At 35.1% G+C, this 12,566-nt stretch carries 9 protein-coding genes; 5 read left to right on the top strand and 4 right to left on the bottom strand.

From position 1 onward, the window contains the following. Positions 1 to 644: 644 nt before the first annotated feature. Complete coding sequence (locus tag K737_RS01125) at positions 645 to 875, bottom strand: hypothetical protein (RefSeq protein ID WP_006297386.1); 231 nt, start codon at positions 873 to 875, stop codon at positions 645 to 647. Positions 876 to 1,826: 951 nt separating this feature from the next. Then, the gene (locus K737_RS01120; protein ID WP_006297385.1) at positions 1,827 to 2,276 is read right to left on the bottom strand and encodes a nucleoside-diphosphate kinase; all 450 of its coding nucleotides are present in this window, start codon (positions 2,274 to 2,276) and stop codon (positions 1,827 to 1,829) included. A gap of 979 nt (positions 2,277 to 3,255) precedes the next feature. On the opposite strand from K737_RS01120, the gene K737_RS01110 reads away from it, so the two are divergent. The 4 genes from K737_RS01110 to ileS all read left to right on the top strand — a co-directional run bounded on the left by K737_RS01110 (position 3,256) and on the right by ileS (position 8,749). Continuing rightward, positions 3,256 to 3,837 (top strand): hypothetical protein, encoded by a 582-nt coding sequence (locus K737_RS01110; RefSeq protein ID WP_152531022.1) that lies wholly within the window; start codon positions 3,256 to 3,258, stop codon positions 3,835 to 3,837. Positions 3,838 to 3,968: 131 nt separating this feature from the next. Then, positions 3,969 to 4,586: a hypothetical protein gene (locus K737_RS01105; protein ID WP_006297382.1), complete on the top strand. Its 618-nt coding sequence runs from the start codon at positions 3,969 to 3,971 to the stop codon at positions 4,584 to 4,586. Between the two features lie 170 nt (positions 4,587 to 4,756). After that, a complete protein-coding gene (locus K737_RS11730; RefSeq protein ID WP_407636437.1) occupies positions 4,757 to 4,915 on the top strand; it encodes a transposase in 159 nt (52 codons plus the stop codon). A gap of 864 nt (positions 4,916 to 5,779) precedes the next feature. Next, a complete protein-coding gene (gene ileS / locus K737_RS01100; RefSeq protein WP_006297379.1) occupies positions 5,780 to 8,749 on the top strand; it encodes an isoleucine--tRNA ligase in 2,970 nt (989 codons plus the stop codon). A gap of 43 nt (positions 8,750 to 8,792) precedes the next feature. On the opposite strand, the gene K737_RS01095 is transcribed toward ileS, so the two are convergent. Continuing rightward, the gene (locus K737_RS01095; protein ID WP_006297377.1) at positions 8,793 to 9,194 is read right to left on the bottom strand and encodes a response regulator; all 402 of its coding nucleotides are present in this window, start codon (positions 9,192 to 9,194) and stop codon (positions 8,793 to 8,795) included. Positions 9,195 to 9,401: 207 nt separating this feature from the next. On the opposite strand from K737_RS01095, the gene fusA reads away from it, so the two are divergent. Further along, positions 9,402 to 11,609, top strand: coding sequence for an elongation factor G (gene fusA / locus K737_RS01090; RefSeq protein ID WP_006297375.1), 2,208 nt, complete (start codon positions 9,402 to 9,404; stop codon positions 11,607 to 11,609). 109 nt (positions 11,610 to 11,718) lie between these two features. On the opposite strand, the gene K737_RS01085 is transcribed toward fusA, so the two are convergent. Next, positions 11,719 to 12,219 carry a hypothetical protein gene (locus K737_RS01085; RefSeq protein ID WP_235075649.1) on the bottom strand — a complete coding sequence of 167 codons (501 nt, stop codon included), beginning with the start codon at positions 12,217 to 12,219 and terminating at the stop codon, positions 11,719 to 11,721. Positions 12,220 to 12,566 lie beyond the last annotated feature (347 nt).

The raw sequence follows: 12,566 nt of genomic DNA, 5'->3' as shown, positions 1-12,566 counted from the left end.
AGCGTTGAGGTATAAGCGCTCGGGCCCGACACAGCCAAAGCGCGTCTTATCCTTAACGCAGCACCATGTGCTTTCCAAATCTAGACGTATTTCTAAATTATCGCTTGATGAGGTTTATATTGCTCTAAAAGACACCTCCCCGAACTGAAACGTTCCAATTTTATTTCTGCCTTAAACGAAATGGTCTCAATGTTCTTCCAAAAGATGAGGGGGGAAAGCCCCCCTCAAGAAAAGGACCATTTTAAGGACTATCCATATTAGTTTTGTGCATATCGATACGCAGGTGCCCAGAGGGGAAGGGGTATCTTTTTGTGGCAATTCGGGTTACAAAATACGTCTATATATATCTAAAACATCATAAAAATAATATGACAATGAGGCTGGATAGAGTTATAATTATGTAATAAATTATATTAATTAAGGTTATGATTTTCTAAAAAAGTATTAAAAACAAAGTGCGGTTTATCATTTGAAAAAGTAGCCGCTAGATTTTGCATATCTAAATCAGCAGTAGAGAGATAGAGTAAAAATCTTGAAAAGGTTAACAAAAGGAATAAACGATGGACAAAATTAGATAAAGAGAAATTATATAGAATTATATAGAAGAATTTCCAGATAGGTATAGCTATGAAAGGGCTAAGAGGTTAGGGAGTCAGAGCTTCTGGTATCAGATATGCAAAACAGCGTTTAGGAGTGGCATATATAGTAATTTGGTTTGAATTAGATATTTTAAAGAACCAAGAAATAGCGTTAAAATTTAGTATATTGTATTCAATCTCCCTCTTTAAATAGGTGCGATGCTTCAATATACCCGCCCCCTCATCTAAATATTCTGTTACCCTTTGTTTTAAATCGTTGCTGTGACTCTTTGTCATTTTTCTTTTATTTTAACAAAAAAATATACCTAATTCAACCTAAGTTACTATAGCTTTAGCTATATGAAACATAATCCACTGATTCATAGTGCCCCAACGAAGTTTAAGTTTGGTGAACATAATTGTAACTCAGCAGACCTAACAAATTGTTTTATATTTTACATTCTAAGATTTATGAACCTCAATACAATCAATCCATAACCGCAGGCTTCCAAGAGCACTTCTTGTAATTAAAACATTTCTGCGCCCATTTTAAAAAAATTCTGTGTTACAAAAACCATTCAAAATCATCAACTCTATTGATTTGTGATTAATATCCCTAGTTACAATATTTGCTGGCTCGTAACATTTTCCACTTTTTTTTTATAAATGATTCTTCCTCTCTTTTTTCCCCTTCCTCCATCTTTGCAAATAGTCAGTTCTTACCTTCATTTCTCCTATATACAAAAATTCTTGAGATATTATCTTCTTTTAGTTCTTTGCGTGCGATTTATTTATCTTTACTTACGTTTTCATGGGGGGTGGCATTTAGCTATAGCCTAATTTTCTCCTACTTTCCTTGATAGACGGCTGCTCTCTAATTTACGCCCTTTGCACCTAATGCATTGGAAGATCATTGGAAGATATTATCACCACGCTATGAAACTGTTACTTTTTTCATGCGTTCTATCACTTTTTCCAAAAATCTTTCCTATACGGTGTAGATGTTTTCTTTGAAATCTACCGTTTTTCCTGTGAATACCATCTTAACCTAGCACAAAGTACTAAAAAAAGAGCAGTTAAATTTTTTAGTACTTAACTTTTTTTCGTTAGATTCACTGCAATTACGTCAAAGCTAATGCTAATATCTCCTAAGTAGTTGTCAATTTTTCTTCTTAGATAGAACCGTAGCTGCACCATCGATGTTTTATAAAATTTTTCAAAAATTTTTTAAAACACATATCTATCATATCACAACTCCAATCCTCGAGAATCATTAAAAAGCAACCCAGTTTCTATTCCAGAGAAGAAAAAGCTAAGCTCTCTAATTGCGCTAATGTCGGAATCAGATCCATGAATGGCATTAAAATCAAGATCTACACCAAAAAGCTGCCGAAGCGTTCCAGGAGCCGCATCTTTTGGATTTGTTGCTCCAAGTAACGCCCTGAACCTTAGTGGAGTATCCGTCCCATTATGCTCATAAAGCGCCATCAGTAAAACAGGACCCAAAGTAAGACGCTCACACATGGGCTCAAAAAATGATCTCTCAGCATGTTCTTTATAAAATTTTTTTACTTGAGACAAAGTAAGATGCTGACTTTTCATTGCTAAAATAGAGAATCCTCCCGTTTTAATCGCCATTAAAATTTCTTCACAATGATTCATCGCGCTTGGTTTTATCAAAGAAAAGGTTGTGTTCATAGTCGCTCCTTTAGTGTTTTTTACGCCAACAGAAACTAAGTGTATACCGTCTTACTAGAAAAGTTCTAGAGTAAATAAAAAAAATTTCTATAATAGCTTACACAACACAAAATGGTTGTAATTATGACCATGAAAAAAGGCTTCTATAACATTTATTTTTTTTAAGTTGTGGTGTTGGAAGAAGATCTTGAATTATCTAAGCAGAGGTTTTACTCTTTTCCTCTAATCATGAGCGCCAGAACAATGAAATTTTCAGCGCATCTTCACCTGAGCAGATTTTTTCTCAATAGAATTCAGATGAACAGAAAGACAGATGCAAAAGGGTATATTAAATTTTTTCTAAAGCCTTTTGCATATGAGGTACTTTTGTGAAAGGAGACATTTTTCACACCTTGCGATTTTTTAGTAGTTTAGGTATAAGTTTTTTTCTACCCAAGCATTAAATAGTGCAGTATTCACTAGCGTTTGAAAAAGACTTGCTGTAAAAAGGTGTATCTAAAAAGTGCTCGAAGAGGTTGATTGAATGCAATATACTAAATTTCAATGCTCTATTCGACGCTATTTCGTGCTTCTTTAAAATATCTAATTTAACCTAAATTACTATAGTGCGGTCAATTTATGAGCAACATACCTATCCATTTAGTAATGGGATCTGGTATTAGTTTTAATTTCTATAACTGCCGTACAGAAATATTTGTATCTCACCACAGCTTTGGTGTATCTTTACAAAAAAATTATAAATTTTTGATATAAAAATAAAGTAAAGCTATAGTTCTTATATAAAAATGTTAAATAAATTTCTTGTTTTTATATTTTTTTTTTATTAAGTGCAAATATACCAGTTCACGCTGTTTTTGATAAAGATTTAGAAAAAATAATGAGTATTTCCCCTGGTAAACACGATACAAAAAATAATTTCGTTGATTACAAAAAAAAAATGCACTATTTTGAAAAAACTTTTTTAGATTTCAGGAATTTTTTGAAAAAAATAAAAAAAGAATCAGGACTGCTGAATTTTTCCGATGAAGAAATAACAGTGTTAATGAAATACTGCGCCGATGATTTTTTTGAAAATATGAGACGTAGCTATGTAAACCATATAGAAGAATTAGAAAAAAAAATTATTCTTTCTCTGCAAAAAGAAAAAAAATTTTCAAAGCAATATGAGGAAAAAAAAAATAAAGATAAAGATAAAGATCATGCGGCGGTGGCTTTGCCGTCTATGAATTTTTTATTACTTCCGTTGTTTTTAAAACTTTTAGATGAAAAATCAAAAATAGAAAAAAAAGCATTACTTAAAAATAATTCAATAAGAAAAAATTTTTTTTTAAAAAAAGTTAAAGAAAATTTATCTAAATACGCTAATTTATTTGAAATTTTATTAAAAAATGAAGCTCAGAGTCACGAAGAACCTTTGCTAACAAAAGAAATTGATTTTATCGAAAACATAAAAATAGAAAAAAAAGAAGAAGAAATCAAAAAAATAATTCCTCAAAAAGAACAGGGAATAGTTGAGAAAGTTTGGAATTTTATAAAAGCATGGATAAAAACATCTCGATAATAAACAGGCCTAAATTTATTAATCAAATATTTCATTTTTTTTTGTATTTATTTGTTGTTACATAATCTTTTAGTCTTTATTAAATTTTTTACATGCTTTTGATAAAATAAAGAATTAACTTGTGAATAAAAATGTTAAATAAATTACTTATGATTGCCTTATGTGCAAATACAGTAGTCTATGCTGGCCAAGAAATCCATACCTTCCAACCATCAAGAGCATATTCTGATCTAGCAACGCCTTTTATTGATGTTTTTAAAAATTTTAGTGAAGAATTAATGAAAAAAAATGAAACAAAAACTAGGGAACTCTACGCTGAGAGTTTTTTTAAAATAGTGAGATCTCTTTACGTTCAAAACATAGGGCGGGCGCTAAGTCTATTATTTTTCTTTGATTTCGATAAATCTGATGAAGAAAAAATTGGTACAAACACCAGTGACTACGCTAGACAAAAAGATTACTACAAGCAATTCTTAATACAAAAAGATAAAATTAAGAACTATCCTCATAGTGCACAAGAACTTCAGGGATACCAAAAAACACTAAAGGAATTTTTTTTAAAAACAAGCAACGATCTTCTTGGACTGTATACAGAAGAGAAGGATGCAGCTATCCCCAGGATGAAAGTCCTATTTGATTTTACTCAAGCTCTATATCGCCCAATAGAAGACGCAGAAGAATATATTAAAAAAATTATTAAAGAAAAAAAAGGAACGGGCAATAAGTTTTTTGGTTTTCTAAGAAAATAACAAATTAACTTTTTATATTAGATGTTAAGAGCTTTCCAGATTCTTTATGACATTGTTATCGATGAAAGTAGCTTTGCTCAGCAAAGAACTCATGGATATTTCCTAAAAAGGGGGCTTATTGTGAGTTTATTTCAACCTTTTCTTAACACAGCTTTTTTGATGCTTGGGTAATTCAAGGACTTCTTCTAAAACTACTGCCTAGAAGTGTACTCGTTATGGATAACGGGACTTTTCATAAGGGGGAAAAGATGAAAGAAGATCTAGGAAAGGCTGGGCACGAACTTTTTTATTTACCGCCATATTGTTTTCCAGATCTTAACTCCCATTAAACATAAATGCGCTCAAACAAGGGATTATCGAAGAAAAAATCAATGAATGCTATTTGTAATCATTTATATTTTCTTTACTATAAAAGTTCCAAAAAAATATTTTTTAAATTTTTCCAAAGCGAAGGAATTTCTTCTGTTACTTCAAGGCTAATTGTTGAAAAAGAGAAGGGGGGGAGTGCTTGCGTGATTTCATTAAACTCTTTGTGACTTAAATTAATTTTTTCAAAAAATAAAGGATCGTCAGTTTTTCTTTTTCCTAATACTTCTAGAGTTTTGATGAAATTTTCTTTGTTTTTTTAGAAAATTTAGAAAATTTTTCAAATTATCTATCTTCCTTTGATAAATTAAAAAACTTTTGTTTCATAACCTTTACATTATAGCTTTTGAATAAAGGTTTTAAAATTTCTCTTAAATCGTATTCTAAAAATTGTTCAAAGTTTTTGTCTTCTAAGCTTTCGTTTCTCTGTAGTTGTCTTTTTTTTAAATTTTAATTCTCTTATTCCCCCCAAAATCTGGAGTCTCTAGTTCTATTAGTTCAAGATTTTGCGAATCTATTTATTCTTGTCTGTTTGCTTGCCTGGGTTCTTCTTGTTCTGGATGGGGCATGGATTGCAAAGGAGCTTGCTGATAGAAACAATAATTAATAACATATTAAAAACAAAAAAATCATTTTTTTAATTACAAATAAAATTGCAATATTTATTGTATTGAATAAAAACACAAATTATTGAAAAATTTTATTCGTCTGATATTCATTGATTTAAAAAAAGTGAGAAAAATCAAGCAGAATCTTGATTAGTATGGATTGTTTTTTTAGTAAAAATCCGGATACAATGAAGAAATTTTGTGGTGTTTTTTATCACGATGAGTACTTCTTATTCAGTTTCACTTCCTAAAACTCATTTTCCCATGAAAGGAGATCTCGGATTGCGGGAGCCTTTTATTCTGGAATGGTGGCAAAACATAGGTCTTTATGCGCGCATTCGAGATTTAAGAAAGGGGCGTCCCTTGAAGGTTCTTGCAGACGGCCCTCCTTATGCTAATGGGCCTATTCATTTGGGGCATGCACTAAATAAAATCCTAAAAGACACTGTGAATCGGTTAAATGTTATGCACGGATTTGACATAGACTTTGTTCCAGGGTGGGATTGTCATGGTCTTCCTATCGAAGCTCAAATGGAAAAAGAGTATCTTAAAAAAGGAATTTCTAAGCGAGAAGTTTCTTTGCAAACGCTTCGAGCAGATTGCCAAGCTTTTGCTGAGCGGTGGATACAAGAGCAGTCGCTAGCGATGCAAAGACTTGGAGTTATTGGACAATTTGACGCTCCCTATAACACCATGAAGGCGCATTTTGAAGCTTGCGTTGTTCAGGCGCTTTTTGAGCTTCTTCAAAAAGAGTTTATTTATCAAGGAACTCGTCCTGTTTTGTGGTCATGTACAGAACAAACTGCGTTGGCGGAAGCAGAAGTAGAGTACAAGGATGTGACCTCTCTTGCGCTGTATGTTAGGTTTCCTATTCAAAAGAACACTCTGGGGTGCGAGCTTTTGCACTCGTGTTCTGCAGCAGAAAATTCTAGCTTTTCTGTTTTGATTTGGACAACAACACCGTGGTCTTTGCCAGGAAATCGGGCAATTTGTTACCATCCAGAACTTTCTTATGTAGCGCTTCAGATAGAAGATGAAGATTCCTTAATGTGGAAAAAAGGAGAATGGGTTATTGTAGCCCAAGATCGTGTTCCTTTTATACAAAAGACCTTAGGGATTAAAAATTACAGTAATGTATTTGCATTAACAGAAGAAAATCTTCGGCGTATTCGGTGTTTTCATCCTTTGCGCGCGTTAGGCTATACGTTTGATGTTCCTTTATTACCTGCATCTCATGTTACGTGTGATATTGGAACTGGGTTGGTCCATACCGCCCCTGCTCATGGTCCGGAAGATTTTGCTGTGGGGCTTAAGTATCAGTTAGAAGTTCCTGAAACTATTCTTCCCGATGGAACATTTTCTTGCTGTGTTCCCGCCTTTGCCGGCATAAATATGTGGAAGTCAGAAGAAGTTATTAAAGATGCTTTAGAAAAAGAAGGTACGCTGGCTTTTTCTCATCCTTACCTACACAGTTATCCTCATTCTTGGCGTTCTAAGACGCCTTTATGCTATAGGGCTACTCCCCAATGGTTTATTCGTCTAGATAAGAAAGGGCATGAAGAGTCTTTACGAAATAAGGCTCTGCGTTCTATCGAAGAAGGACAAGTTTCTTGGCATCCAAAGTCTTCAGCCCATCGTCTGGCAAATATGGTGCGTAATCGGCCTGATTGGTGTATTTCAAGACAACGTGCTTGGGGGATTCCCTTAATGTTCTTTGTAAATAAGAAAACTGGAGCATGTTTAAACGATCCCCTTGTATTTAAAAAATTGTATGAAAGGGTTTTAAAAGAAGGGGTAAATTTCTGGTTTACGGACGCTCCTTTCCATATGTTTCCTGATATTTCTGCTCAAGATTGGATAAAAGTAGAAGATATCATGGATGTTTGGCTAGAATCGGGCTTGACTTATAGAGCCGTCCTTAAAGAGTGCAGTACAGAACTTCAGCCGTTATGGCCTGCTTGGGCATATTTTGAAGGATCTGATCAACATCGAGGGTGGTTTCAGTCTTCATTGTTGACAGGTATTGCGTTAGAAGGGCGCCCCCCGTTTCGAAGTGTTTTGACTCATGGGTTTTTGTTAGACAGCTCAGGGGAAAAGCAATCCAAATCTAAGGGCAACGGTATCGACCCTGTTGAGTTTGTAAAAGAGCATGGGGCAGATTTATTACGTTTGTGGGTTGCTCACGAAGATTATGAAAAAGATATTCGTGTGGGAGATGAAGTTTTCGCACGAGTTAAGGACATGTATAAGAAATACAGAAATACTTTAAGGTTTATGTTGGGGGTTCTTCAAGGAATTGGTGTGGAAAACATTTTGCCAATACATCAGCTTGATTTTCTTAGTCGCAGGGTTTTGTACACTTTGTTTCGTGCGCATCAAGAGCTTTTAGAGACGTTATCTTTGGAAAAAGTAGCTCAGGCAGATTTTCAAGGGAGATGTTTAAACATTCAGTATTTTTTGAAAAGTGTTATGCAGGTTTGTACCGATCTTTCAGTTTTTTATCTGGACGTTAAGAAAGATGTGTTGTATTGTGATGCTCTTGATAGTTTTTCTCGAAATCAAGTGCGAACAACTTTACTGTATTGCTTTATCTTTTTGTGTAAGCATTTGGCACCTATTCTTCCCTTTACAACAGAAGAAGCGTGGACTATTTTTGGAAAAGAGGTTTTTGGACTTGGATCTTTTATTTCTACTCGTGAGTGGAAAAAGGATCTTCAGTCTAATACCGGAACCTTGTTGAATTGGCTTAAAGAAGAAGAGGTACTACAAGAGTGCGCATATTGGTCAGTTCATCTTCAAGATATATTTTCCCCTCCTGCTTGTTTTGCAGATTGGGATGGTGCAGGCTGTGTTGAGCATATTTTAAGCATTCGAGGTCAAGTGACTGAGGCGCTGGAGTCTTATCGGAAAAATAAAGAAATCAAGGGAAGTCTTGACGCAGGTGTTCAGATCTACTTAACACAAAAAGATGAGGGAATTGCAGGAAAGTATAAAGAGTGTTATGAAAAAATTTTACTAGAATTGTGCTTAACTTCCGATCTTAAAATTTTTTGGGATCAAGATAGTCCTGCGATAAAAATAGATGTTTTGAGTTGGCATAAATGTCCAAGATGTTGGAAAAAGTACAAAGATGTTCAAGAGGGACATTTGTGTACGCGGTGTAAAGAGGTTGTGGAAAGTTGTGGATGATTAGTTGGCAAGAGGGAAGTTAGAAAAAATCAAAAAATACGATTTATGTTACCATAAGTTCACACACTGCTTGTAATAGTGTGCTCATGGAGAAAGGTTTTACCAGAAATAATCCCTTTGCTCCTAATCCTTGTTGGTGAGAAAAATAGAAATGAGACAAGTTTTCTTCAACAATGTGTAAATCTTTTTGATCTGAGGAAATAAGAATAAAACGTGTGTTAGGCCAAATTTCTGCCACAAATCGTAAAAGGCTTATTCCGGTTTCTCCTGGCATATGGCGGTCTGTGATTAAAATATGTGCTCCGTGGTGCTGGTGTAGCAGTTTTCTTGCGCTTAGCCCGTTGTGTGCGGTATAAATAGTCCAATGTAGAGGAAGGTGTTGACTGAGGTAGTGATACATTACGCCTAATAACCCAAGATCGTCATCAACGACAAGGCACTTCATTATTTAACAAGTGTACTTTTTTATAATGTAACAAAAAAACAAAAAATAAAAATTAAAAAAAATTTACTGCTTAAGTTGATTTTTTATCTAGAAAAAAAAATTTATAAGCGATTAATTTCCTTTGTGTGCTTTTTTTTTCAACGAAATCAAGGTAAAATAAAAATACAAAGCTAAGCATTAATATCTATTAGGAGATTTTTTCGCATTATGTCTGAAACTCACCCTTTAAATCTGTATCGTAATATTGGAATTATCGCTCACATTGATGCGGGAAAAACCACAACTACTGAGCGTATTTTGTATTATACCGGCCGAAGTCATAAAATTGGTGAGGTTCACGAAGGACTTGCCACTATGGATTGGATGGAACAAGAACAAGAACGAGGCATTACAATCACCTCTGCAGCGACGACGTGTTTTTGGAATGGGCATCGGATCAATCTTATCGACACCCCTGGTCACGTAGACTTTACTATAGAAGTAGAGCGTTCTTTACGGGTTCTAGACGGCGCAGTTGCAGTATTTGATAGTGTTGCAGGGATTGAGCCTCAATCAGAAACAGTTTGGCGTCAGGCCAATAAGTATAAAGTTCCTAGAATCTGCTTTGTAAATAAAATGGATCGTTTAGGGGCAGATTTCTTTCGTTGCGTTCATATGATTCAAGAACGTCTAGGAAGTAAGCCTATAGTAGTTCAATTGCCCATAGGAAAAGAAGGCGCGTTTATGGGGATTATTGATCTGGTGGCGTTGAAAGCGATTTACTGGCATATAGAAAGTCTTGGTGCAACATTTAGTATTTGCGATATTTCTCATTGGCTTTCTAGCGATGCTTTAGAGCGTACCGATGAATTTTTAAAAGAAATTCAAGATCAAATAGTTAAAGATGGTGGAAATTTCGATGCTTTGAGGCTCCACATTAAGAATACATTAACGCTTGAGCTTATTCGTTCTGTTCAAACGTACAGAGGGGCTTTGTTAGAGGCCGTTGTAGAGCAAGATGATGGAATACTGGAAAAATTTTTGGAAGGCAAAGCCTTGACAGAACAAGACATCAAGCGTTGCTTAAGAAAAGGGAGTCTTGCTTTTTCGTTTGTTCCGGTATTGTGTGGATCTGCTTTTAAAAACAAGGGTGTTCAAACGTTATTAGATGCAATCCTTGATTATTTGCCATCTCCTCTTGATATTCCAGATGTAGAGGGGGTTATTCCAGACACCGAGACTGTTGTATATAGAAAGCCGGACTTTGGTGCTCCTCTTTCCGGGTTGGCGTTTAAGATAGCAACAGATCCTTTTGTGGGGTCTTTGACGTATTTTCGTGTTTATTCAGGAAAACTAGAAACAGGAATGACGTTGCTAAACACGATTAAAGGTAAAAAAGAACGCATCGGTCGTATGCTTTTGATGCATGCAAATTCTCGAGAAGACATAAAGGAAGCTAGAGCGGGGGATATTGTTGCTTTAGCAGGGTTAAAAGAAACCACAACGGGGGATACGTTGTGTGCTATTAATGATCCGATTATTTTGGAACGTATGGAGTTTCCTGATTCGGTTATTTCTGTAGCGGTAGAGCCAAAAACCAAAAGCGATCAAGAAAAAATGGGATTAGCGTTGTCTAAGTTGGCTTCTGAAGATCCTTCTTTACGTTTTTCTTCTGATCAAGAAACGGGGCAGACGTTAATTGCGGGAATGGGAGAGCTCCACTTAGAAATTATCGTTGACCGTATGAAGCGAGAGTTTAAGGTAGACGCCACTGTGGGAGCTCCGCAAGTAGCTTACAGAGAAACTATCTCTAAAACTTACGAAATTGATTATACACACAAAAAGCAAACAGGAGGTGCTGGACAGTTTGCTCGGGTTAAAATTATTTTTTCGCCTCTAGAGCCTGGTGCTGGCTTTGTGTTTGAGAACAAAATTATCGGGGGAGCGATTCCAAAAGAGTACATCCCTTCGGTAGAAAAGGGGATCAATAACGCGCGCCAAACAGGGGTGTCGTTTGGTTTTCCCACAGTGGATTTCAAAGCAACTTTGATAGACGGTTCTTATCACGACGTTGATTCAAACACCTTAACTTTTGAAATCGCAGGAAGAGCTGCTTTTAGAGAGGCAGCAGCAAAAGCAGGACCAAAAGTTTTAGAGCCCGTAATGAAAGTGGATGTCGTTACACCAGAAACCTACATGGGAGACGTTATGGGAGACTTAAATTCTCGCAGGGGGCAAGTACAAGGTATGGAAGATCAGGGGAACGCAAAAACAATCAGCGCTCAAGTTCCGTTGTCTGAGCTTTTTGGGTACGTGAATACTTTACGTTCTATGAGTCAGGGGCGTGCTACGTACTCTATGGAATTTTCTCATTACGCTTTGGTTCCAGAAGCTATGTGTGTAAAAATTAAGAAAAAAGAGTGGAAAGGGGGGTAACACTTAGAACATCCTTTTTTATAAGCAAGCTCTTCTAAAAAAAGAAGGGCTTTTTTAAAGAGAGATGTATGCAGCCTACGGGGTCAAGTGAACCTCAGTAGGGTGTTTTTTATTCTAGTTCCATCTGGTCTGGGTTTCTTGGGGCTTGATCGTGTTCTGATTCTTCTGAATTTTCTGGGGATTTTTGTTCTTTTTTTTGTCGTGACGATTCTCCTGAGTCTTTTGACTGATCTTCTTGTGACATTTTTGATCGCTTTTCTTCTTCCATTTCATCTTGTCTACGCTGTACGGGTTGACTTTTTCTATTTGGTCTAGGTGGTTTGTTTTCTGGCTCTTCCTCCATTTTTTCTCTTTTCATTAATTCTTCAAAATCTGAAAAATTATTTTTTGTTTCCGGAGAGTTATTAAAATTATTTTTTGTTTCCGGAGAGTTATTAAAACTGAAGGAGTGGCTTCTTTGTCGCGGAGCAGGAGGTGAGTTGGGGGAGTTGTTTGGGGCTTGGTCTAGAGTTTTTTTTTGATCAGTCTTTATTTTTTGTTGTGCATGTTTAGGAGCTGGCCATGCAGAGTTAAAAGAAATTACTAGCATGCTAAATATAATTATATTCATTTTTTTGATACAAATTTTCATATTAATTTTAACTTGTTAAATCTTTCATTATAAGAATACAATAAAATAATATAAATTTTTATTAATACGAAAAAATAATAATTTTTTGAAATACTTTTGTTATAGCTAAGATCGAATAAAAAAGTCATGGAAATGAGTTGAGAATTGAGTTAGAGTATGAATCAAAAAAATAAAAACATGAAATACTCTGTTCAATTTCGTAAAAAAGCACTTAAGCTTCAATCAAAAGAGGAAAGCTATATAGAATTTAGGTTGAATTAGATATTTTAAAGAAGCACGAAATAGCGTCGAATAGAGCATTAAAATTTAGTATATTGTCCACCTCT

Source organism: Holospora undulata HU1, from assembly GCF_000388175.3.
GTDB classification, from domain to species: Bacteria; Pseudomonadota; Alphaproteobacteria; order Holosporales; family Holosporaceae; genus Holospora; species Holospora undulata_A.
This window is presented reverse-complemented; position numbering and strand designations above follow the sequence as displayed.